The following is a 22,297-nucleotide window of genomic DNA, read 5'->3' as shown; positions in this document are numbered from 1 at the left end:
CCCGCTCGGACACCCGGCCAGCCAAAGAGTTCCCGCGTCTCCGCTCATGACGGAAACCGGTGGCCATTCACGGGAGCCAGTTCAACAAGCACATTGCCCCTCAGCATGACTGCGGTGTCATACCTCCAAGGGGGTATGGAAAGGGCAGGAGCCGTCCGCCATGTTTTTTGCGTCACTCTCCATGAGGGATGCATGAAGTTTAGCCTACCCGCGAACCACGGTCTTCCTGATGCACTCCTCGGTGACGCGGAGCTCGTTCCCAGAACGAAAGAGGGCGCACCATCCCTGACCGACGTCCAGCATGAAGCATTGAGCCAGGGAGTTGCGCGAGGCGAGTCCCTGCTCGTCGTGGCACCGACGTCCACGGGAAAAACCCTCGTCGGCGTGTGGGCCCTGTCCAGTTGGATCTTCTCGCGCAACTCCCGCCGCGCCGTGTATCTGGTCACGCATCGCGCATTGGCCAGGCAGAAGTTCGAGGAACTTTTGAAGCTTCTGTGTGACCGCCACCTGAATAAGGACAGGACGAGCATCGTCCTGGCGAACGGCGATACCGTCGAGGATGGTGCGGGAAACATTCCGTCGGAGCCCTTGAACTCGTCCATCCTCGTCGCAACCTACGAGAAGTATCTCGCGATGATTTCTGGCACGGGCATCAGCACGGACATGTCCCACTGCGCCATCGTCTGCGACGAAATTCAAATCCTTGGGGATGAGAATCGGGGCCGTAACATCGAGGTCTTGCTGACACTCCTCCGGAAGGCGCGCTGGGGACAGTTTATCGGCCTCTCAGCGGTCATCGACGCGCGCGATGCGAGAGACTTGAAGGACTGGCTCGAAGTCATCCTCATCCGGCTCGAACGCCGGGAGAAGCACCTCCATTACGAATGCCGGACTTCCACACGGGCGCTCACATTCAAGACGGATCAGCCGGAAGCAGGTGTTTCCGAGAGGAACCGTTCACCCCAGGAAGGGTACAACCCCGACACGGTGCTCATGAACCTGGTACAGGACAAGTCGAACCTGCCCATCGTGGTCTTCTGTATGTCCAAGAAGCGGGTAGAACAATCCGTCCAGAACTATGCCCGGGTCCGAGGAGTGCGCTTCTCGCCCAAGCAACCGCTTCTTCCCCCTCTGAGAGAACCCACAGCATCCGCGAGGACACTGTCCAGCATCATTCCTCAGCGGTTCGCCTTTCACACCTCCGACCTGCTTGAGGAAGAACGGATCGTGGTGGAGGAGCAACTAAACTCAAGAAAACTCGATGTGGTCTTCGCGACCAGCACCCTGGCAGCCGGGGTCAACTTCCCCTTCAAAACAGCGGTCTTCGACGACTGGAAATTGTGGGACAGCCGGAGCAAATCCAAGAAGCCCCTGTCCGCGAGCGAATTCCACAACATGGCCGGCAGAGTCGGGCGCATGGGTTCCCAGCACTCGCATGGGAGCGTTATCTTCATGGCCACGGATCAATTCTTTGAGCGACAGACCATCGCGACTTATCTCACTCCCGATCAGACCACTCCCCTCACTCCTCGGATTGATCCGAAGGTATTCAGTCAACTGGCGCTTCAACTCGTCTCCTCGGGCGTGTGCCAGACCGCAGATGACATCGACGAATTTCTCTCGGGTAGCTTCAGCGCGATGAGGGAACGAGGGGCCAACCGCACCGGACTTGCCCACTGGAAGGAATCCATGAGACAAGCCGTCCTCGAACTCAAGTCGTGGGGATTCATCCTATGACGGCGCTCCATGCGACAGAGGTCGGACGGCAAGTCGCCTTTAGCGGACTGCTTCCGAGCACCGCCTCCTACCTCTTGGAATACCTGTCACTTCGTGGCAACGAACTCAGTGCGCTGGTGCCCGGTGGTGAGCAACACCCGGGCGACGCCATGCAACTGAACTACTGCCTGCTCAATGCATGCCTGACCGCGCCCGAGTTCTCCAGCAATAATCGGACACGCACGATTCCCTACGGCTTCGACGAAACCGTCCAGAACGAGCGGGTCGAGCGTTATGCCTCACTGCTCGCGGAGCCTACCTGGCAGGCGTATCGTTCCGCAGCGAACGCCGCCACCCTTCTCATCGACTGGAGCGATGGCGTGCCCATGAACCTCCTGGAGGGACAGCTTCCTGGAGTTCGGGCAGGCACCATCAAGGGCCTCTGCCGAGATGTCTCCTGGGTCCTCTCTGGACTCGCCAACATCCTCGCGGCGGCCACCAAACCGACAATCTCGGTCCAGGAGCGACCCCTGTGCCTGAGGGCTTTCTCGCGCCCCGCGCTCAGCGAACTGCGCAAGCTGCTTGCGCCAATACGCCGGCTCCAATGGCGCCTAGACGTCGGTCTTCCCTCTGCCGTTCTGTGGATGACCCGGCTCAAGACCGCGACCGGAGAGCGCGCTGTCGGTCGGCAAGAAGCGTTCTCCCTCCATCAAGTTGGCCTCGGCTCATTCGAGAGTCTTCGGAGACGAAGCAATTGGAACACTCTCGTTGAAATCCTGACCGCGGATGGCGTGAGTAATCCGCATGAGCGCGCCAAGGAAATCCAACAGCTCGCCAACAACTGGCACACCACCGTTCGCGAGCGGCATCTGCAGCAGCAGATTGACCGCGTTGACGAGGCGGATCGCCACTTGATCGAGGAGTTCTATCGCAGCCGAGGAAAGGAGTTTGAGGTCGCCTTCCAGAACCTTCTGAAGCGTGTGGGGATTGAATACAAGCTGTTCGACGCAGACCAGAAGGCAGGGGCGTTCGACTATCTACTCCAGTTCGACGAGCGGCCGGACGTCGTCGTGGAATGCAAGACCAAGCAGGGAAAAGAACTCGTTGACCTCACCGCCGCCCGGGTCGTCCTCGCGAGTTCAGAGCAATACGGCTATCGGGACAATTTTTGCGTGACGCTCTGCCAGCCGGGAGTCGATCCCAACGTCCCCGAGAACCTCGAATCCATCGCACGGCTGTGTGTCGTGGAAACCCATGATCTCGCTGAGGCATTCACCCGCCTCATGAAGGACTCCATGAGCCTTCAGTCGTTCCATGATTGGTTGACCCAACCCGGTCAGGCCCGGATGGACACACTCATGGTGCACACCCGCTCGGCCATCGAGCCCGAAACCCCTGGTGGGGAGCCGATATGAGCGGACGGCCACAGCTCCTTTCTTGAAACGACAGGAGCCGTTTTCGCCAAGCATGTCATACATCCCGGGCAGATCTTCTCGGGTTGTGAGAAGAAGTCGCTCATGACCTTCCGCCCGTCCCGTCCCACCGCCCCGCTCGCCCTGGCGCTCGGGGCCTCGCTGTTCGTGGCCTGCGCGCACACGGCCCCGGCGCCCAAGATCCCCGAGGCGCCCACCCCCGTGCACCTGCGCCTGCTCGCCATCAACGACTTCCACGGCAACCTCGGGCCGCCCGAGGGCTCGTCCGGGGAGATCCGCACCGGCGACGAGCGCGTGAAGGCCGGCGGCGCGGCGTGGCTCGCGAGCCACCTGGAGCAGCTGCGCGCCTCGGCGCCGGGCGCCACGCTGATGGTGTCCTCGGGAGACCTCCTCGGCGCGAGCCCGCTCGTGTCCGGCCTGTTCCACGACGAGCCCACCGTCGAGGCGATGAACCTCATGGGCCTCGCGCTCAACGCCGTGGGCAACCACGAGTTCGACGAGGGCGCGGCGGAACTCCTGCGCCTGCAGACGGGCGGCTGCCATCCCAAGGACGGCTGCGTGGGCAAGGAGCGCTTCGAGGGCGCGCGCTTCCAGTTCCTCGCGGCCAACGTGGTGGATGCGCGGGGCGCCACGCTCTTCGCGCCCTACGCCGTGCGCGAGTTCGACGGCGTGAAGGTGGCCTTCATCGGCATGACGCTCCAGGGCACGCCGGAGATCGTCGACTCGGCGGGCATCCAGGGCCTGCGCTTCCTCGACGAGGCGGACACCGTCAACGCGCTCGTGCCCGGGCTGCGCGAGCAGGGCGTGAAGGCCATCGTGGTGCTGGTGCACGAGGGTGGCATCCAGCAGCCGGGCGGGACGTATGACGGGTGCGAGGGCCTCACCGGGCCGCTCGTGGACATCGTGCGCCGCATGGACGCCGAGGTGGACGTGGTGCTCAGCGCCCACACCCATCAGGCCTACAACTGCGAGCTTTTCGGCAAGCGCGTCACCAGCGCGGCGTCCTACGGCCGGCTCATCACCCGGATGGACCTCACGCTCGACCGCGCGAGTGGCGACGTGGTGAAGACGGACGCGCACAACGTCATCGTCACGCGCGAGGGCCCCGGCGTGGAGGCGGTGCGCGCGCTCGTCGAGCACTACGACGCGCTGTCCGCGCCACTGCGCGACCGGGTGCTCGGCCGGCTCACCGCGCCCCTGCGCAAGCCGGACGCGAACGTGTGGCCCTCGGGCGAGTCCTCCCTGGGCAACATGATCTCCGACGCGCAGCTGGAGGCCACGCGCGGCGCGGGCGCCCAGGTGTCCTTCATGAACGCGGGCGGCATCCGCGCGGAGCTCGACGCCGGCGACGTCACCTATGGCGAGGCCGTCACCGTGCAGCCCTTCGGCAACGCCCTGGTGACCTTCACGCTCTCCGGCGCCCAGTTGCACGAGCTGCTCGAGTCCCAGTGGCGCGGCGGCGCCACGCACATCCTCCAGCCCTCGCGCGGCTTCACCTATACTTGGCGCGAGTCGGCCCCCGAGGGCCAGAAGGTGGACCCCGCGAGCCTGCGGCTCGATGGCGCCCCGGTGCGCCCCGAGACCCTCTACCGGGTGACGGTCAGCAGCTTCCTCGCGGGCGGCGGGGACGGCTTCCGCGTCTTCGCCCTGGGCACGCATCGCCAGGGAGGCCCGCTCGACGTGGAAGCCATGGATTCCTACCTCAAGGCGCATTCCCCGCTCGCGCCCCCCGCCACGGACCGTATTACGCGCGTGAAGTAGTCACCCGGCGACACTTGGCCCCCCGACGCACGACATTTGCGACCTTCGGCCAAGGCGCGCCGGGAGCGGGAGACACACATACGGGCCATGCGTGTTTCGCGTCCTCAAGTCGTCGGATGGGCCATCCTGTACGTGCTGGTCGCATCGTGTACGCACCAATCCCTGCTCGGCGGCGGCAAGAGCGTCGAGGTGGGCGAGTACCAGGAAGTGCTCAACGGCGTCCGGCTGTACTACCGGGTGGCGGGCGCCGAGGGCCCCGCGTGGCAGGCGCCGGTGCTCTTCCTCCATGGAGGCCCCGGCTACAACAGCTACAGCTTCGCCCGGCTCATGGGCACGCGCCTGGAGAAGGGCCGGCGCATGGTCTACCTGGACCAGCGCGGCTGTGGGCAGTCCGAGCGGCCCTGGGATGGCAACTACAGCCTGGAGGCGCAGCTCGGGGACCTGGAGGCCCTGAGGCAGGAGCTCGGGGTGGAGCGCTGGGTGCTCATGGGGCACTCGGTGGGGGCGACGCTGGCGCTGGAGTACGCCACCCGCTACCCGGAGCGCGTGGCGGGAGTGGTGTACGTGAGCGGCCTGTCGGATGCGCCCGCCTCCTTCGCGAGCTGGAAGAAGGAGCTGGAGCGGCTGCACCCGGGACGGCTGAGCGCCACGGAGCTGCCCGGCGAGCAATCCGACTACGCCCGGGTGATGCGCGCCCTGCGGGGCCTGGATGCCCAGACGTTCTTCAACCAGCTGCAGTTCCACGACGTCGTCTACCAGCAGCAGCAGGAGGCGGTGGACGAGGAGAGCGGCCTGCGCAACACGGGAGAGCTGTCCCGGGCGCTGTTCTCCACGGAGCTGCCCGCCTACCGCTTCGCCGCGGCCGAGCGCGTGCACACGCCCGTGCTCGTCATCGCGGGCCGCCACGACGGCTCCATCGGCGTGGACACCCTGTCGGCGCTCGCCAAGAAGCTGCCGACGGCCACCTACCTCGAGTACGAGCGCAGCGCGCACTACCCCTACCTGGAGGAGGCGGACCGCTTCGAGAAGGACGTGTCGGGCTTCCTGTCCTCGCTACCGTGAGGGCGGGCCGCCGGGCAACACCGGCGTGAGCGGGCCCGAGCCGCCCGTGGCCAGGTCCTCCACCTCGGTGGAGCCCACCACCCGGCCCTGGGCCTCGTCGAAGCTCAGGTCCAGGGCTCGGCCCGAGCCCCGGGGTGCGAGGCCGAAGCGCACCCGCCAGAAGTTGGGCTGCACGCGCTGGGCCTCGGCGACGTCCGCCACCTCGTAGCCGTGGCCGGTGGCGTACTCCTGGCTCAGGCGCACGACGTCGTTGTAGCCCAGCTCCCGCTGCACCGTGGGCGGCGGCTCCGGCACCAGGCGGCGCTCGGGAGTCGACATGCCCGCGCAGGCGGGCACCAGGAAGAGGGAGGACACCAGGAGGGCCACGGGGCGTGCGAGGACCATGATGGTCCAAAGGTGGACACGTCCCCGCGTCCAAGGCGGCCCCTCGTGACGGGCCGCCCGCCGCTCGCTAGCCCTTGGTGGGGGCGGGCGTGGGCACGGCGATCTGCTTGGTCACCACCTCGTCGATGATGCCGTACTGCCGGGCCTCCTCGGCGCTCATGAAGTAGTCGCGCTCGGTGTCCTTCTCGATGCGCTCGATGGTGTGGCCGGTGTGCTTCACGAACAGGCCGTTGATGTAGGAGCGCAGGCGGAGGATTTCCTTGGCCTGGATGTCGATGTCCGCCGCCTGACCCTGCGCGCCGCCCAGCGGCTGGTGGATCATGATGCGCGCGTTGGGCAGGGCGTAGCGCTTGCCCGAGGAGCCGGCCAGCAGGAGCAAGGCGCCCATGGAGGCCGCCTGCCCGACGCAGATGGTGGACACGGGGCACTTGACGTACTGCATCGTGTCGTAGATGGCCAGGCCCGCCGTCACCGAGCCGCCCGGCGAGTTGATGTAGAGGCTGATGCCCTTGTCCGGGTCCTCGGACTCCAGGAAGAGCAGCTGGGAGACGATGAGGTTGGCCACATCGTCGTTCACCGGCGTGCCCAGCAGGATGATGCGGTCCTTGAGCAGGCGGCTGTAGAGGTCGTAGGCCCGCTCACCGCGGTGGGTGGTCTCGATGACGAAGGGAACGTTCATGGCCCGGCAACACTAATGCGCTCCGCGCCCGGACGCCCCCTCGTTCTTCGCGGACCGTACGCCAGCCCACGCTCCGGCCCCCGGACAACCCCCCCGCCAGAGGTGGCCCCGGGGCGGGTCCATCCCCACCTTGCCCCCTGGAGCCCGGCAACGGAGACGGAGGCGGACATGGACTCGTGGACGGAGTGGGTGGGCAGGACGGTGGGACGGCTCTGGGAGCCCCCCTTCAAGGCGGTCGCGGCCCAGCGCCAGGCCCGCTCGCTGCACGCCGAGGGCATCTGCCTGCGCGCCGAGGTCCTGCCCCAGCTCAACGAGCCCGGCTTCCAGGACGTGGCGGCGCGCCTGGCGGGTCCGGCGCTGGTGCGGCTGTCCACCGCCACCTGGCGCGGCGGCAAGGAGTGGCCGGACATCCTCGGCGCGGCGGTGCGCCTCTTGCGCGAGCCGCGCATCACCGAGCAGGCCCACCCGGGGGATCAGGATCTGCTCTTCAGCACCATGCGGCACATGTGGACCCTCCTGCCCGCCATGTTCACCACCCAGGTGCACGACTGGCTGGAGAACGACTACTTCGGCATCGCGCCCTTCGAGGTGGACGGTGGCGCCCGGCTGATGCTGCGCCTCACCACGCCCCGGCGCTCGGCGCCCGCGCGCGGCACGCGGGTGGAGCGGCTGCGCCATGCCCTCACGGCGGGCACCGCCCTGCTCACCCTGGAGGCCCGCTCGCTGGAGGCCGGCCGGCCCCCCACGTGGACGCCCCTGGCGGACCTCTTCCTGCGCGAGGAGGTGACGCTGGACCCCGAGCGCCTGCGCTTCAACCCCTTCCTGACGGGGCTGGGCATCCGGCCCACGGGCTTCCTGCACGCCATGCGGCCCTCGGCCTACCGCGGCAGCCAGGAGGGGCGCAGCGAGCACTGAGTCAGCGCTCGTAGCGCTCGTACTTGAGGGCGTACCCGGGGTCGCCGCGCTCCGCGTCCCGCCGCGCCTCGTAGCGTCGGCGGAACTCCGCGCGCGTCATGTGGTGGGGCAGGCTGAAGCGCTCCAGACGCGCCGGCCCGTCCTCGAAGGTGTCGTCGGCGGACTCGTCCTCCCACTGGCAGACGGGGCAGATGTCGTACTCGCCCCGCCACTCGAAGGTGCGAAAGCCGCAGCACGGGCACGGGTGGGCCACGTCGGGCAGGCCCTCCACCGAGGGCACCTCCAGCCCCAACAGCGCCGCGGCCTCCAGGCGCAGGGCCTCGCCCCGCACGAGCCGCCGCGCGTCCTGCTCGACGAACTCGAAGAAGGCGTCGTAGGTGGAGCGCCAGATCCACGGCGGCGAGCCCGCGCGCTGCAGCAATTCCTCGCGCACGCGCGGGTGCAGGAGCGCCCAGCCCGGGGAGTCCTCGTCCCAGTTCCAGTACGCGGGCAGCGCCCGGAGCTTCTCGTGGGGAGGCCGGCGCGCCACCACCTCGCGGGCGATGAGCTGGATGAGCTGTTCGCGGCGCATGGGGACGGGCCCTATCGGGACACGCGGAAGCCCAGCGCCGCGTCCGACACGGGGACACGCCCGGGAAGCGGCTCCCTGGACGTCAGCTCGTTCATGCGTTCATCCATCGCGTGACCTCCCGGAGAGACGGCCCTGGCCTTCCCGCTACCACATCCCAACTTTGAGCTGGGAACTCCCGCCGAAGGAAGGTCCCCATGGCCCGCCGCGTCATCCCCACCCTCCGCGCCTGGGTGCTCCTGGGCGCCCTGGGCGCGCTCGCCCCACCCGCGCGGGGCTTCGACGAGGCGGCGGCGGAGCGGGCCCTCGCCTTCGCCCGGCGGCAGTTGGAGCACACCGCGACCGACCCCGCCGTGCCCCCCACCCAGTCCCCCAAGAGCAGCCTGGGCGGACCGTGGAAGCGTGTGGCGAACACCGACCGTGTGGGCTGGACCCAGGGCTTCTTCCCGGGCCTGTTGTGGTTCATGCACGAGCCCGGGCGCGAGGCCGTCTGGCGCACCCGGGCGGACACGTGGACAAGGCCCCTGGAGGTGCAGAAGGGCAACCGGGAGACGCACGATCTGGGCTTCAAGTTCATGCCCAGCTACGGCCACGCCTACCGGCTCACGGGCGACCCGTACTACCGGGACGTGCTCCTCGAGGCCGCGCGCTCGCTCGCCTCGCGCTACCACCCGGAGGTGGGCGCCATCGACTGTTGCGACTGGAACGACCCCCCCTGGCGCGTGGCCACCGTCACCGACACGCTGGTGGACCTGGAGCTGCTCTTCTGGGCCGCGCGCAACGGGGGAGATCCGGCGTGGAACGACCTGGCGCTCCAGCACGCGCTCACGGCCGCGCGGGACATGGTGCGCCCGGATGGCGGCACGTGGCACGTGGTGGACTACGACGACACGGGGCGGGTGCGCTCCAAGGAGACCTTCCAGGGCTACGCGGATGACTCCACGTGGTCGCGCGGCCAGGCGTGGGCCGTCTACGGCTTCACGATGGCCTACCGCTACACGCGCGACCCCCGCATGCTCCAGGCCGCGCGCAAGGTCACCGACTCCTACCTCGCCCGGCTCCCGGCGGACGCGGTGCCGCCGTGGGACTTCGACGCGCCCCCGAGCCAGCAACAGAAGGACTCCTCGGCCGCCGCCATCGCCGCCTCGGCGCTCCAGGAGTTGAGCACCTACGCGACGAGCACCGCCGAGGCCCGACGCTACCGCGAGGCCGCCCTCGCCATGCTCGACAGCCTCGCCTCTCCGGCCTACCTCGCCGAGGGCACGTCCAACCCCGGCATCCTCCTGCACGGCACGGCCTTCTACCGCACCCCCCTCAAGCCCTCGGGGGACGACATCGACGCGAGCCTCATCTACGGCGACTACTACTTCGTCGAGGCCCTCGGGCGCTTCCAGCGCGCCGCCGCGGGCGGTTGGCTCTCGGCGCTCGCCTTCCCCGGCGCCCCGCATGCGCTGGGCACGAGCCACACGGGCGTGCGCGTGGTGGACTTCGACGTCACGCCCCTGAGCCAGCCCATCGACGGCGTCATCGGCTACGCGGACAGCGCCACGACCATCACCGGCTACACGGACCTCGCGCTCGCCGTGCGGCTCAACGCCGAGGGCCTCGTCGACGCGCGACGCGGCGACGCGTACGGCGCGCTCGCGGCCGTGCCCTACACGGCCCACAGACCCCTGCACGTACGGTTGTGGGTGGACCTGCCCGCGCGGACGTACAGCGTCTGGGTGACCCCCCAAGGCGAAGCCGAGATTCTGCTCGCCGAGCGCTTCCCCTTCCGCGCGGACGCCCCGCCCACGGACGACCTGGGACAGGTGGCATTCAAGAGCGAGCGCTTCGACGAGGCCTACCGGGTGAACAACCACACCGTGAGGGCCCCGACGCCCCAGGAGCTGCTCGACGGGCGGCCCGCCACGGAGCAGCCGGCCCCGCCCGACGCGACCGCCCCCCTGGCCGAGCCACCGGGCCGCGCCGGCATGGGCTGCCAGGCGGGCACCGGCGCGCTGCTGGGGCTGCTCGGCCTCGTGCCCTGGCTCGCGCGCCGGAGACGCGCGCGATAGAGCGCGACGGGTTCGCTACAGGTTGCCCGTCATCTTCTCCGGGCGCACCCACTGGTCGAATTGCTCGGGGGTGACCAGGCCCAACGCCACGGCGGCCTCCTTGAGCGTGGAGCCGTCCTTGTGGGCCTTCTTGGCGATCTTCGCCGCGTTGTCGTAGCCGATGTGCGGGTTGAGCGCGGTGACGAGCATGAGCGAGCGCTCCAGGTTCTCCTGGAGCTTGGGGCGGTTGGGCTCGATGCCCACGGCGCAGTGCAGGCGGAAGCTGCGCATGCCATCGGCGAGCAGCCGGCAGCTCTGCAGGTAGTTCTGGATGATGAGCGGCTTGAAGACGTTGAGCTCGAAGTTGCCCGAGGCGCCGCCGAGGGCCACGGCCACGTCGTTGCCCATCACCTGGGCGCACAGCATGGTGAGCGCCTCGGACTGGGTGGGGTTGACCTTGCCGGGCATGATGGAGCTGCCCGGCTCGTTCTCGGGAATGACGAGCTCGCCGATGCCCGAGCGCGGCCCGGACGCCAGCCAGCGCACGTCGTTGGCGATCTTGAACAGCACGGCGGCCAGGCCCTTGAGCGCGCCATGGGACTGCACGAGCGCGTCGTTGGCGGCCAGGGCCTCGAACTTGTTGGGCGCGGTGACGAAGGGGTGGCCGGTGAGCCGGGCGAGTTCCTGGGCCACGCGCTCGGCGAAGCCCTTGGGGGCGTTGAGGCCCGTGCCCACGGCGGTGCCGCCGAGCGCCAGCTCCGACAGGTGCGGCAGCGCCAGCTCCAGGTGCTTGCGCGCGTGCTCCAGTTGGGCCACGTAGCCGCTGAACTCCTGGCCGAGCGTGAGCGGCGTGGCGTCCTGCAGGTGCGTGCGGCCAATCTTCACGATGTCCCGGAAGCGCTCGGCGCGCTCGGCGAGCACGTCCCGCAGGGCGATGAGCTCGGGGAGCACGTTGCGCGTGACGGCCTCGGCGGCGGCCACGCTCATGGCGGTGGGGAAGACGTCGTTGGAGCTCTGCCCCTTGTTGACGTCGTCGTTGGGGTGCACGCGCCGCGCCTCGCCGCGCTCGCCGCCCAGGAGCTCCGAGGCGCGGTTGGCGAGCACCTCGTTGACGTTCATGTTCGTCTGGGTGCCGCTGCCCGTCTGCCACACGAGCAGGGGGAACTCCTCGTCGTGCTCGCCGCCGAGCACCTCGTGGGCCGCCTTCACGATGGCCTCGCCCTTGTCGCGCGCGAGCGAGCCGTTCTCCATGTTGACGAGCGCGGCGGCCTTCTTCACCAGGACGAGCGCGCGGATGAGGGCCAGGGGCATGCGCTCGGAGGAGATGGCGAAGTTCTCCCGGCTGCGCTGCGTCTGGGCGCCCCAGAGGCGCGCGGCGGGGACCTCGATGGGGCCGAAGGTGTCCTTCTCGATGCGAACGTCCGGATTGCTCATGGGGCTGCCTCCTCGGCGGGCGAGCCCGCGCGATAACACCGCCCCCTCCGCCCCCGCCCCTGCATCCGTGTTGCGCGGGGCCAACGGCCCTCGCAGGATTCCGCTAGTGGACACTCCCTCCGGTACCATTCGCGCCCTGCTGCTCGCCCAGGAGCGAGGCACTCCCATGAAGCGGGTCCCCGAGGCCGAGGCCGTGGAGGGCCGGGGCTTCGTGGGGGACCGGCACGGCAAGAAGAAGCCTCACGGCAAGCGGCAGTTGCTGCTGCTCGACGAGGCCTCGCACGGCGCGCTGGGCATGACGGCGGGCGAGCTCAAGGAGAACGTGGTGCTCGCGGGCGTGCCCCTGGAAGCGCTGCCCGCGGGCCAGCGCCTGGCGCTCGGCGCGGAGGTGGTGGTGGAGATCACCGAGCCGTGCGTGCCCTGCTCCAAGCTCGAGCGCATCCGCCCGGGCCTGCTCAAGGACTCCTGGGGCCAGCGGGGCCAGCTGGCCCGGGTGCTGCGCGGGGGCCTCGTGCGCGAGGGCGACGGCGTGCGCCTGCTCGACGTCAACCCGGACGCGCCCCGCCCCATCCGCCCCAAGCTGCCCTGAGGCTCAGCGCTCCCAGAGCGCGCCCAGCTCCAGCTCCACCGCCTCGAAAGGCTCGGCGCGGACGCGCGCCTGGTCCACGTGCACGGGCAGCACGCGCCAGTGGCCCTGCTCCCAACGGTAGACCTCCAAGGTCCGGGGCGAGGGGTCCACGAGCCACAGGTGCCGCACCCCCTCGCGGGCATACACCCCCATCTTCCGCGCCCGATCCAGCGCGGCCGTGGACGGCGAGAGCACCTTGCACACCCAGTCCGGCGCCAGTCGGATGCCGACCCCCTCGGGGAGCTCGGGCATGCGCTCCCGGCGCCAGCCCGCCAGGTCGGGCACCAGCACGTCCTCTTCCAGGTGCAGTTCGGGCTCGTCCAGCAGCACCCAGCCGCCGGGTCCGCCCATCCCGAAGTCGAAGGGACCCCCGAGCACGATCCCCAGCCGGGTACTCGCCCGAGCGTGCCGGATCGCGGGCCGAGGGCTGACGTACAGTTCCCCCCCCACGATCTCACCCACCACGTTGGGTGGCAGCTTCTCCAGCTCGGCGTACAGCGCATCCCGTCGCGAGGGCCCGTCCGTCATGCCCTCAGCATGGGGAGTTCCCTCGACGAGTGCAACCCGACTCCGCCCCCTCACCACCCGGTCCTGGTCCATGCGAACGAGTGTGGACCTGACCTCTGACATCACCTCGGCGCACCAGACGGGCCGGGGCCGCCCGTGCCTTTGACCGTTTTCGCCCCCACGTTTTTACAGTTTTAGCGCCCGACGTGTTGACCGCTCCACATCCCAGTCAATCCGCACCGGCCGGGCTTCCCTTCACCTCGTGGAGGGCGCACATTCTGACGCATCGCGTGTTTTACAACGCACCACGCCAAGGGCTTTTGACACGCCGTTCCACACCCACCCTGCCGGAGTCACCCATGTACGACGCCACGACGACGACGAACGACGCCTCGCCCCACGCGAAGCTCCATTCCCAGCGCTTCGAGGGCATCACCCGCACCTACTCCCCGGCGGACGTGGAGAAGCTCCGGGGCTCGCTGCGCGTGAGCCACACGCTGGCGGAGGTGGGCGCCCGGAAGCTGTGGGAGCTGCTCCACACCCAGGACTACGTGGCCGCGCTCGGCTCGCTCACGGGCAACCAGGCGGTGCAGATGGTGCGCGCGGGGCTCCAGGCCATCTACCTGTCGGGCTGGCAGGTGGCGGCCGACGCCAACACCGCCGGGCAGATGTACCCGGATCAGAGCCTGTACCCGGTGGACAGCGTGCCCAACGTGGTGCGCCGCATCAACGCGTCCCTGCGCCGGGCGGATCAGATCGACCACGCCGAGGGCAAGCAGGACCGCTACTGGTTCGCGCCCATCATCGCGGACGCGGAGGCGGGCTTCGGCGGGCCGCTCAACGCCTATGAGTTGATGAAGGCGATGATCGAGGCGGGCGCCGCGGGCGTGCACTTCGAGGATCAGCTCGCGAGCGAGAAGAAGTGCGGCCACATGGGCGGCAAGGTGCTGGTGCCCACGAGCCAGTTCGTGCGCACGCTCACGGCGGCGCGGCTCGCCGCGGACGTGATGGGGGTGTCCACGCTGCTGGTGGCGCGCACGGACGCGGACAGCGCCAAGCTGCTCATGAGCGACGCGGACGAGCGCGACCATGCCTTCATCGACCGCGAGGCGGCGCGCTCGGCCGAGGGCTTCTACCAGCTCAAGGGCGGCGTGGAGTGCGCCATCGCCCGGGGCCTGGCCTACGCGCCCTACGCGGACCTGGTGTGGTGCGAGACGAGCACGCCGGACCTCGCCCAGGCGCGCAGGTTCGCCGAGGGCATCCACGCGAAGTTCCCCGGCAAGCTGCTCGCGTACAACTGCTCGCCGTCGTTCAACTGGAAGAAGCACCTGGACGACGCCACCATCGCCAGGTTCCAGCGCGAGCTGGGGGCCATGGGCTACAAGTTCCAGTTCGTCACCCTGGCGGGCTTCCACGCGCTCAACCACGGCATGTTCGAGCTGGCGCGGCAGTACAAGGAGCGCGGCATGGCGGCCTACTCCGAGCTGCAGCAGAAGGAGTTCGGCTCGGAGAAGGACGGCTACACCGCCACGCGCCACCAGCGCGAGGTGGGCACCGGCTACTTCGACAAGGTGGCGGAGATCATCTCCGGCGGCAGCGCGAGCACGCTCGCCCTCACCGACTCCACCGAGGCCCACCAGTTCTAGCGGCCCGCGAGCCGCAAGCCCACGGGAGCCACCGGCGCGCCCTCCCGGCCGGTGGCGCTCCCGCCCAGCTCCACCACCCGCGCGCCCTTCTCCTCGAAGAGCGCGCGCAGCCACGGGTGGCAGGTGAAGGCGATGACCTGGTGGCGCTCGGCCATGCGCGCGAGCAGCTCCACCGTGCCCCGCGAGCGCCCGAGGTCGAAGTTGACCAGGATGTCGTCCAGGATGAGCGGCAGGGCGCCATGCGTCTCGCCGAAGTCCTGGATGACGGCCAGCCGGAACGCCAGGTAGAGCTGCTCCCGGGTGCCGCGCGAGAGCTGCTCGGGACCGCGCTCGCCGAGGGACCCCGCCACGCGCAGCTCGCGCGAGCCGCCCGCGGGCACGAAGACGCGCCGGTAGCGGCCGTGGGTGAGCGCCGCGAAGTGCTCCGAGGCGAGCTGGATGACCCGGGGCTGCTGCTCCTGCTCGAAGCGCCGCCGGGCCCGGGACAAGAGCTCGAGCGCCAGCGTGTCGCGCGTGTAGCGCGAGGCCAGGTCCGCCGCCTCGGCGCGCAGCCGCTCCTCCTGGATGCGCAGCTCGGCCAGGCGCGTGTCGTCCTCCCACTGCCGCAGTTGGTTCTCCGCGGCGCCCTGCTCGGTGTGCAACTGCTTGAGGCGCCCGTCGAGCGCCGGCTCCTGGATGCGCAGCTGCCCCAGCCGCTCGCGCAGCCGCTCCTCGCCGCCTTCTCCGTCGAGGCTCGCGCGGGCCCGGGCCTCGGACAGCCCGGTGGCCGCCTCGACCCGGGAGGTGCGCGCCTCCACCTGCCGCATCAGCTCCTCGAAGCGCTCGGCCTGCCGGGCGCGCAGGCGGAAGGACTCCTCCGAGTCGCCCCCGCCCTGGGCCAGCAGGGACGCCACGGACTGGGCCTCCGCCTCGTGCAGGCGCGAGAGCCGGGCGTCCTCGGCGTGCAGCTCCTCGGCGCGCGCGCGCAGGGCCCGCGCCTCGGCGTCCCGCGCCTTGCGCTCCTCCAGCGCGGCGGCCACCCGCGAGGCCACGGCCTCCGCGCTCGCCTCGTCCTCCCCCAGCCCGGCGTCGCGCGCCTCGGCGAGCAGGCGGGACACCACGGCCTCGCACCCGGCCGCGTCCTCGGCCAGCGCGCGCCCCTCGGCGTCCAGGTCCACGAGCCGCCGCCGCAGCTCGGCCACGTCCCGCCACAGCGACACCGCCCGCTGGGGGGCCAGGTTCGCCGGCAAGCCCCGCGCGTCGAGCAGCAGGGACAGGTCCCCTCGCAGCGAGCGCACGCGCATGTCGGCGCGCCGCGACGCCAGCTCCGCGGCCTGGACGTCCTGCAGCGCGCTGTCGTGCTCCGCCTCGCGGGCCTCCCGCTCGTGGGCCAGGTGCTCCGCGCGCTCCGCCTGTCGCAGCGCCTCGGCGAGCGCCGCCTCCACCGAGGCGAACCCCGTCACGGAGTCGTCCCCGGTGACGCCCGCCTCGCCCATCGTCCCCGCCAGCTCCCGCTCCACCGCGGCGCGACGCCCCGTGAGCGCGTCCAGGGCGGACTGCACCCGGGCGATCTCCTGGGCATGGTGCCGCTGGCGGACGTCCTGGGCCTCGGCCTGGTGCTGGTGGTGGGCCAGGGCGCCGCGATGCAGGAGCACCATCGGCACGACGAGCGCGAGCGCGCCCAGCAGCGTGAGCAGGCCCGGCCCCACGCCCGAGGCGACCCCCACCCCCAGCGCGCCCACCAGGGCCAGACCCACCGCCACGCCCACCCACACGGACGTCGGCGCGGCCCCGAGCGGCGGCTCGGCCTGGGCCCGCAGGGCCTGGAGCCGCTGCTGCAGGTCGGCGCGTTGCGCGAGCACCTGCTCGCGCTCCATGCGCAGCAGCCGTGCCCGGCCCAACGCCATCTGCCGCTGACGCACCTCCGCCGGGGACAGGGTCGGCGGCTTGCCGCGCTCGCCCTGGAGCCGGGACAGCCCGGACGCCAGACGCTCCCGGGCCGCGCGGGCGCGCTCGAGCACGCCTTCCGCCTCGTGGCGCTCGCCCTCGGCCCGCGTCAGCCGATCCGCGAGCGACTCCAGCTGTCCCCGGGCCGCCGCGCCCAGCTCCAGGGCCCGCACGCCGTCCGCGTCCAGCTCCAGCCCCAGCCCCTCCAGGGCCCGCAGCACCTCCTCGCGCCGCGCCTCGAGCGCCACGCGGCGGCCCGGCAGCGTGCGCAACGGCTCGGCCCGGGAGGAGAAGGCCGTCAGGGCCGCTCGCAGGGCGTCCTGCCGCGCGTCCACGGGGGACACCTCGGACAGCCGCGCCGCCTCCCGCTCGGCCGAGTCCCGCTGGGCCCGCGTCCGATCCCGCGCCGCGTGAGCGTCCTTGCGCCGCTGGAGCAGCTCCTCCAGGCGCACCACGCCATCGCGCGGGAAGGTGGCCAGATCGGGCAGTCCCGCCAACTCGTGCTGGAGCCTCGCCAGCGCGCCCAGGTCCCCCAGGGCCTCCTCCAGCCGCGCGAGCCGCCGCAGCTCACGCTGGGTGAGCTCGAGCGTCCCGCGCGTCTCCTCCAGCTCCCGGCCCAGGGACAGCAGCCGCGCGCGCTCCTCCAGGTAGCGCGCGGGCCGATCCTCCAGGGCCGCGAGCTGTCCGCGCACGGCCTCCAACCGGTTGAGCACCTCGTTGAGCCGGGGCTTGCGACCGCCCTTCTTGAACAGCTCGCCGGTGCGCTTCTCCAGCGCCTTCTCCACCTCGGGCAACCGGCGCGCCCCCCGGAGTCCGGCGGCGAAGAGCGCCCGGGAGACGCCGTCCTCCTTGGACAGCCGCTCGAAGCTCGACAGCTCGTCCAGACTGAAGGCGAAGACCTCGTTGAACAGCTCCGCGGACACCTGGGCCCGCGCCTCGGCCAGCACCGACTCGGACAGCGTCAGACCCTCGGGGCTCGACACCGACAGCGTCTTGCCCCGGCGGCTCGCGGCGCGGCGGATGACCAGGGGCCCCGCGGCGGAGCTCACGCACAGCTCGCCGCCCCAGGTGCCCGACTCGGGCTCGTAGCGCGCGTCGAAGCCGAACAACATGCCCCGGAGGAAGGCGAGCAGCGTGCTCTTGCCCGCCTCATTGGGGCCGTACAGCAGGTTGAGCCCGGGCCGCAGCTCCCACTCGGCGTTCGTGAAGTGTCCGAAGCCCTGGATGCGCAGCACGTCGATCCGCAGTCCGCCCCTCATGGGCCGTCCTCCTCGTGCAGCGCCTCCACCAGCCGCGCCCCCGCCTGGCTCACCCAGCCCGCCTGGGGCGTCTCCAGCACGTCCACGCCCAGACGGCGCAGGCGCAGGCGCAGCGCGCGCAGCTCCGCGCTCTCGTCCCACAGCGCCTCCAGGGCCGCGGGGTCCGCACTCGTGGCCTCGGCCTCGGCGAGCAGCGTGCCGGCGAAGCCGCCCCCCAGCCGCGCCGCCACCAGATCCAGCTCGGGCCGGCTCGTGTCGCGCAGGGACTCGAGCAGCACGGGGGGGTGGCGCTGGGCGAGCTGCTCGCGCAGCTCCGCCTCCAGCTGGGCGAGCGCCTCGGGCGGGGACAGCTCGCGGTGCAGCGGGCCCCGCCCCACGAGGGTGAGGCGCACCGCGTGCCCGTCCAGGGTCTCCGCGCACGCCCCGTCCACGCGCTCGACGAGGGCGGCCAGGAGCGCGTCGAGCGAGCCGATCCCCGCGAGCGACACCTCCAGGCGGTGCCAGCGCACGCGGTCCACGGGCACGAAGCGGCGCTGCGAGCGGCCCTCCTCCACCTCCACCAGGACACAGCCCCGCGCGCCGGTCTCGTTGACGTGTCGGCCCTGGGGGTTGCCCGGGTACACGGCCACCGCGCCGTTGGGCAGCGGGTACTCGGCGCGGGTGTGCACGTGGCCGAGCGCCCAGTAGTCCAGCCCCCGCGCCGCCAGGTCCTCCAGGGTGCAGGGGGCGTAGTTGGCATGGCCCTCGGCGCCCCCGAGGTTGGCGTGCAAGAGGCCCACGGTGAAGCCGGGCGCGGTGCGGTGGAAGCGCGCGGACAGGTTCTCGCGCACCTCCACGTCCGGGTAGGACACGCCCTGCACGCGGCAGAGCACCTGTCCCTCGCGGCGCACCTCGACCTCCTCCCACGCGGCACCGAACACCTTCACCGAGTCCGGCAGGGCGAGCGTGCCCCGGTCCCCGCTGAGCGGATCATGGTTGCCGTGGACGATGAACGTCTGGATGCCGGCGGCGTGCAGCCGCTCCAGCTCGCGCCGCAGCGCCAGCCGCGCGCGCACCGAGCGGTCCTTGAGGTCGAACAGGTCGCCCGCGAGCAGCAGGAAGGTGACGCGCTCGCGCAGGCACACGTCCACGATGCCGGTGAAGGCCCGGAAGGTGGCCTGCTGGAAGGCGCCCAGCAGGGCCGACTCGACGGGCACACCTCGGAACGGGGTATCCAGATGCAGATCGGCGGCGTGGACGAAACTGAAGCGCATCGTGGATGAAGCGTAGCCCCCCGGCAGGGGGAGCTCCCATCCCCCCGTCCCCGCGGACAACGACCCGCGTTCACTGAATGTATGAATCCTGAACGGAAATCTTCCAACGGACCAGAATCCGACATCCACCCGCACCGGAGTCCCTCTCGCGGAGCGAAAACGCCCCGCACGAGGGGTCGCGCCCTCCTCCTTCGTCGCCTGTTGCTCGTGCTCGCCTTGAGTTGCGCGGCATGTGCCACCGTGCAGCACCCGCCGATGGACCCCGTCCTGATGAATGCCCGGCGGTCCATCGCCGAGGGACTTCGACTCAAGGAGCAGGGTCACTACGCCCAGGCCGTTCCCCTCGTCACGGACGCGATGTCGCGCCTTCGCGAACGTTTCGGACCCATCCACCCAGACATCGGTCGGTGCCTGGAGCTCCTCGGCGGCATCTACTGGCGACAAGGCAATTACGCGGAAGCCAAGCGGCTTCTCATCCAGGCCGTCTGCGACCAGGAACGGGCACTGGGCAAAACCCATTGGGGTGTCGCCAATCCCCTCATCACCCTCGCCAATTTTCATGCACATCAAGGCGATCTTACCCGCGCCGAACGTCTCTACCTGCGCGCGATCCAGATTCGAGAGGAGGCATTTGGGCGAAGTCATCCCCAGGTCGCCAAGGTCCTCAACAACCTCGCCCATCTGCATGAAAGGGCACTCTCCGACAAGGCGGCAAAAGCGCTGTACGAGCGCGCCCGACGCATCCTCGAAGCAGCACCCGGTGAGCACCACCGTCATGTTGCCGCGTCCCTGGCGGGCCTCGCCAACATCTCCATGCGCGAAGGACAACTCCAGCGTGCCGAGAACCTCTACAGCGAAGCCCTTGCCCTCCAAGAACGGGAATTCGGACCGAATCATCCCTCCGTCGTCCAATCGCTCAATGACCTCGCGAGATCACTGACCGCACAGAAGCGTCTCGACGAAGCATTGCCACTCATCGCGCGCGCGCTCGCCTTGAGAGAAGAGCATGTGAAGCGTGAACTCCGCTCTCTGCCAGAAGCGCCCATGACACGTGTTCTGTCCACGCTCCGCATCGACGAGGAAGCCCTCTTCAGGCTTGTCCGCGCCGATCTGGCGAATGTTCGACTCCAGCGACTCGCGCTCTCCGCGACCGTCCACCGGAAGGGCCGCGCACTCCAGGAGAGCGCACTCAATTTTCGCACCATCCACCAAGGTGCCGCCGACAAAAACCTCCTGTTGTCGTTCGCACTATTGTCCGCCATGCGAGAGAAGATTTCCGAGGCGATGCACGCGAACACAACTCCGTATCTCGAATCAGATCAATCACCCCGAAGCGCGGCTCCGCGAAGTTGGATAGGGGTCGAGTCCATACAAAATCGGATTGATGTCCATCGCCGAAAAGAGAAGTCAGCGCGCAAAGTCAACTCCAGGTATTTCTGGCTGCCGAGTGAGGATCCCGCCACCGACAGCGCCTTATGTGACATCTGCGCACTGCGAGAACTTGAGAAACAACTCGCCAGCAGGAGAAGCACATTCCAGACAGATTATCAATTCAGTACGCGCTCTGGACTTCGCGTCTTCAAGCAGCCTGGTGAATCCGATTGGAATAGGACCCAACGGCTCATCGAGCTCACGGAGTACATCGAGGAGAAAATCGCCAAGCAGTCCGCGTCAATCCGAGCGAGCACCGCGACGGACGACGACCCCTCAAAGCTCTTGAGCCAGATCGCCAAGCGACTTGCTCCTGGCAGCGCACTCATCGAATTCGTCACGTACACCGACGAGCCGATCGTCCCTCGAGCCGACGATCCACTCGGGCGCCAGCGACGCATGTATCTCGCCCTGGTGCTCTTTCCGAACGGAAGCACCTCCGCCCTCGACCTGGGCCCCACCGCACCAATCGACGCGGCCATCCACGCCATGCACCAAGCCATGGATACGAAGGGAGAAGCCTACCTGGTGCCGACCCAGACACTCTACGATCTCATCTTCCGTCCCTTGGAGGAAACGCTTGGCGGGCGTCGCCGCCTCTTCGTTTCCCCCGAGGGCCCACTGGCCCTGGTCCCCTTCGCCGCGCTCCACGACCGCCAACAGTTCCTGGTTGATCGCTTCGACATCACCTATCTCATCTCGGGCAAGGACCTGCTCACCTCGCGCGAAGACATCGCCCCCGCCCGTTCCGTCTCGGTCCTGGCCGCTCCCACCCTCGGCTCCGCGTGGGCCGCCCTGCCGGGTGCGCGCGACGAGGCCAACGCCATCCAAAAGCTTCTTCCACAAGCCAAACTCATCCTGGGACGTGATGCCACCAAACAGGCACTGAAGAGCATGGCTCCACCCGGCATCCTGCACATCGCAACCCACGCATTCTCGATGTCATCGGCCCCCCGACCCGAGAAGGCTCGCGCGGCGGTCGGCTTTGGCATGGGAAGCGACGGGGCATCGCCCCGATGGACCTTCGACCATCCCCAATTGCGCGCGGCCCTGGTGCTCGCGAGCCCTCCTCCGCCGGACACGACAGCCGGGAGCACCCCACCCGAGGATGCTTGGGTGACACCCATGGAACTGTCGGGCTTGAACCTGTGGAGGACACAACTCGTGGTGTTGTCCGCATGTGACACCGGCCGGGGTGATGTCCTCTACGGGCAAGGTATCTACGGTCTGCGGCGAGCCCTGGTGATCGCGGGTGCGCAGACCGTGGTGACGAGTTTGTGGAAGGTCAACGACGAGACGACCCGACACCTCATGGAGCTCTACTACCGGGGCCTCTTGGAGGGGCAGGGCCGCGTCACCGCGCTTCACTCGGCCATGAAGACGCTGCGCCAGACCCATCCGCATCCCGCCCACTGGGCCCCTTTCATCGCCATCGGGCAGGATGGCCCGCTCCAGGGCGTGGGTCCCTTCCAGCAGAATCGCGCGTCCCCTTCGCCCGAGCCCTGTACTCACATGCCCGCGCGCGGCACGGGCAGTTGTTGCGCACGGGGCTCCGCCACGGCCGAGTGACCCCGCCACGGATTTCCGTGGGGCCCGGGACAGGCCCGTCCTGACCTGCATGCGGAAACCCTCGCGCCCGCCGCGTTCCCGTGCTGGCCC

The 22,297-nt window shown here is 69.6% G+C and carries 16 protein-coding genes; 9 read left to right on the top strand and 7 right to left on the bottom strand.

Features of this window, described 5'->3' with window-relative positions:
• Window positions 1–192: 192 nt before the first annotated feature.
• The 4 genes from I3V78_RS08255 (at window position 193) to I3V78_RS08240 (ending at window position 5,972) form a co-directional block, all read left to right on the top strand.
• On the top strand, window positions 193–1,737 hold the full coding sequence (locus I3V78_RS08255) for a DEAD/DEAH box helicase (protein ID WP_204485770.1): 1,545 nt from the start codon (window positions 193–195) through the stop codon (window positions 1,735–1,737).
• Entirely contained in the window at window positions 1,734–3,131 is a 1,398-nt protein-coding gene (locus tag I3V78_RS08250; protein WP_204485769.1) for a PDDEXK family nuclease, read from the top strand. The genes I3V78_RS08255 and I3V78_RS08250 overlap by 4 nt, the downstream gene beginning before the upstream one ends.
• 102 nt (window positions 3,132–3,233) lie before the next feature.
• Complete coding sequence (locus I3V78_RS08245; RefSeq protein ID WP_204485768.1) at window positions 3,234–4,910, top strand: bifunctional metallophosphatase/5'-nucleotidase; 1,677 nt, start codon at window positions 3,234–3,236, stop codon at window positions 4,908–4,910.
• Between the two features lie 87 nt (window positions 4,911–4,997).
• A complete protein-coding gene (locus I3V78_RS08240; RefSeq protein WP_204485767.1) occupies window positions 4,998–5,972 on the top strand; it encodes an alpha/beta fold hydrolase in 975 nt (324 codons plus the stop codon).
• On the opposite strand, the gene I3V78_RS08235 is transcribed toward I3V78_RS08240, so the two are convergent.
• Window positions 5,964–6,356 carry a hypothetical protein gene (locus I3V78_RS08235; protein ID WP_204485766.1) on the bottom strand — a complete coding sequence of 131 codons (393 nt, stop codon included), beginning with the start codon at window positions 6,354–6,356 and terminating at the stop codon, window positions 5,964–5,966. The two genes, I3V78_RS08240 and I3V78_RS08235, sit on opposite strands and share 9 nt — an antisense overlap.
• A gap of 67 nt (window positions 6,357–6,423) precedes the next feature.
• Window positions 6,424–7,035 (bottom strand): ATP-dependent Clp endopeptidase proteolytic subunit ClpP, encoded by a 612-nt coding sequence (clpP, locus tag I3V78_RS08230; RefSeq protein WP_204485765.1) that lies wholly within the window; start codon window positions 7,033–7,035, stop codon window positions 6,424–6,426.
• A 168-nt stretch (window positions 7,036–7,203) separates the two neighbouring features.
• Between clpP and I3V78_RS08225 the strand changes: the two genes are divergently transcribed.
• Window positions 7,204–7,950 carry a hypothetical protein gene (locus I3V78_RS08225; protein WP_204485764.1) on the top strand — a complete coding sequence of 249 codons (747 nt, stop codon included), beginning with the start codon at window positions 7,204–7,206 and terminating at the stop codon, window positions 7,948–7,950.
• A 1-nt stretch (window position 7,951) separates the two neighbouring features.
• On the opposite strand, the gene I3V78_RS08220 is transcribed toward I3V78_RS08225, so the two are convergent.
• Window positions 7,952–8,521, bottom strand: coding sequence for a CPCC family cysteine-rich protein (locus tag I3V78_RS08220; protein ID WP_204485763.1), 570 nt, complete (start codon window positions 8,519–8,521; stop codon window positions 7,952–7,954).
• A gap of 194 nt (window positions 8,522–8,715) precedes the next feature.
• On the opposite strand from I3V78_RS08220, the gene I3V78_RS08215 reads away from it, so the two are divergent.
• The gene (locus tag I3V78_RS08215; protein ID WP_204485762.1) at window positions 8,716–10,575 is read left to right on the top strand and encodes a glycoside hydrolase family protein; all 1,860 of its coding nucleotides are present in this window, start codon (window positions 8,716–8,718) and stop codon (window positions 10,573–10,575) included.
• A 15-nt stretch (window positions 10,576–10,590) separates the two neighbouring features.
• On the opposite strand, the gene fumC is transcribed toward I3V78_RS08215, so the two are convergent.
• On the bottom strand, window positions 10,591–11,988 hold the full coding sequence (gene fumC, locus I3V78_RS08210) for a class II fumarate hydratase (protein ID WP_204485761.1): 1,398 nt from the start codon (window positions 11,986–11,988) through the stop codon (window positions 10,591–10,593).
• Window positions 11,989–12,154: 166 nt separating this feature from the next.
• On the opposite strand from fumC, the gene I3V78_RS08205 reads away from it, so the two are divergent.
• Window positions 12,155–12,577 carry an MOSC domain-containing protein gene (locus I3V78_RS08205; RefSeq protein WP_239576344.1) on the top strand — a complete coding sequence of 141 codons (423 nt, stop codon included), beginning with the start codon at window positions 12,155–12,157 and terminating at the stop codon, window positions 12,575–12,577.
• 3 nt (window positions 12,578–12,580) lie between these two features.
• Here I3V78_RS08205 and I3V78_RS08200 read toward each other — a convergent pair whose 3' ends face one another.
• Window positions 12,581–13,144 (bottom strand): Uma2 family endonuclease, encoded by a 564-nt coding sequence (locus I3V78_RS08200; protein ID WP_204485759.1) that lies wholly within the window; start codon window positions 13,142–13,144, stop codon window positions 12,581–12,583.
• Between the two features lie 338 nt (window positions 13,145–13,482).
• On the opposite strand from I3V78_RS08200, the gene aceA reads away from it, so the two are divergent.
• The gene (gene aceA / locus I3V78_RS08195) at window positions 13,483–14,769 is read left to right on the top strand and encodes an isocitrate lyase (RefSeq protein ID WP_204485758.1); all 1,287 of its coding nucleotides are present in this window, start codon (window positions 13,483–13,485) and stop codon (window positions 14,767–14,769) included.
• On the opposite strand, the gene I3V78_RS08190 is transcribed toward aceA, so the two are convergent.
• Together I3V78_RS08190 and I3V78_RS08185 are read right to left on the bottom strand one after the other, a co-directional pair.
• The gene (locus I3V78_RS08190; protein WP_204485757.1) at window positions 14,766–17,954 is read right to left on the bottom strand and encodes an ATP-binding protein; all 3,189 of its coding nucleotides are present in this window, start codon (window positions 17,952–17,954) and stop codon (window positions 14,766–14,768) included. The genes aceA and I3V78_RS08190 overlap by 4 nt on opposite strands.
• Window positions 17,951–19,207 (bottom strand): metallophosphoesterase family protein, encoded by a 1,257-nt coding sequence (locus I3V78_RS08185; protein ID WP_204485756.1) that lies wholly within the window; start codon window positions 19,205–19,207, stop codon window positions 17,951–17,953. Before I3V78_RS08185 ends, I3V78_RS08190 begins: the two co-directional genes overlap by 4 nt.
• A gap of 255 nt (window positions 19,208–19,462) precedes the next feature.
• On the opposite strand from I3V78_RS08185, the gene I3V78_RS08180 reads away from it, so the two are divergent.
• A complete protein-coding gene (locus tag I3V78_RS08180; protein WP_204485755.1) occupies window positions 19,463–22,207 on the top strand; it encodes a CHAT domain-containing protein in 2,745 nt (914 codons plus the stop codon).
• Window positions 22,208–22,297: the final 90 nt, after the last annotated feature.

Origin of the sequence: Archangium primigenium (genome assembly GCF_016904885.1) — a bacterium.
Taxonomy (GTDB): Bacteria; Myxococcota; Myxococcia; order Myxococcales; family Myxococcaceae; genus Cystobacter; species Cystobacter primigenius.
Note: the sequence above shows the minus strand (reverse complement) of the source record. Positions and strands in the feature narration are given on the sequence as shown.

Coding starts and splice junctions, on each gene's coding strand:
- I3V78_RS08255 (WP_204485770.1), top strand. CDS start 193: ATGAAGTTTAGCCTACCCGCGAACCACGGTCTTCCTGATGCACTCCTC.
- I3V78_RS08200 (WP_204485759.1), bottom strand. CDS start 13,144: ATGACGGACGGGCCCTCGCGACGGGATGCGCTGTACGCCGAGCTGGAG.
- clpP (WP_204485765.1), bottom strand. CDS start 7,035: ATGAACGTTCCCTTCGTCATCGAGACCACCCACCGCGGTGAGCGGGCC.
- I3V78_RS08215 (WP_204485762.1), top strand. CDS start 8,716: ATGGCCCGCCGCGTCATCCCCACCCTCCGCGCCTGGGTGCTCCTGGGC.
- fumC (WP_204485761.1), bottom strand. CDS start 11,988: ATGAGCAATCCGGACGTTCGCATCGAGAAGGACACCTTCGGCCCCATC.
- I3V78_RS08245 (WP_204485768.1), top strand. CDS start 3,234: ATGACCTTCCGCCCGTCCCGTCCCACCGCCCCGCTCGCCCTGGCGCTC.
- I3V78_RS08220 (WP_204485763.1), bottom strand. CDS start 8,521: ATGCGCCGCGAACAGCTCATCCAGCTCATCGCCCGCGAGGTGGTGGCG.
- I3V78_RS08250 (WP_204485769.1), top strand. CDS start 1,734: ATGACGGCGCTCCATGCGACAGAGGTCGGACGGCAAGTCGCCTTTAGC.
- I3V78_RS08180 (WP_204485755.1), top strand. CDS start 19,463: ATGGACCCCGTCCTGATGAATGCCCGGCGGTCCATCGCCGAGGGACTT.
- I3V78_RS08205 (WP_239576344.1), top strand. CDS start 12,155: ATGAAGCGGGTCCCCGAGGCCGAGGCCGTGGAGGGCCGGGGCTTCGTG.
- I3V78_RS08235 (WP_204485766.1), bottom strand. CDS start 6,356: ATGGTCCTCGCACGCCCCGTGGCCCTCCTGGTGTCCTCCCTCTTCCTG.
- I3V78_RS08225 (WP_204485764.1), top strand. CDS start 7,204: ATGGACTCGTGGACGGAGTGGGTGGGCAGGACGGTGGGACGGCTCTGG.
- I3V78_RS08185 (WP_204485756.1), bottom strand. CDS start 19,207: ATGCGCTTCAGTTTCGTCCACGCCGCCGATCTGCATCTGGATACCCCG.
- I3V78_RS08190 (WP_204485757.1), bottom strand. CDS start 17,954: ATGAGGGGCGGACTGCGGATCGACGTGCTGCGCATCCAGGGCTTCGGA.
- aceA (WP_204485758.1), top strand. CDS start 13,483: ATGTACGACGCCACGACGACGACGAACGACGCCTCGCCCCACGCGAAG.
- I3V78_RS08240 (WP_204485767.1), top strand. CDS start 4,998: ATGCGTGTTTCGCGTCCTCAAGTCGTCGGATGGGCCATCCTGTACGTG.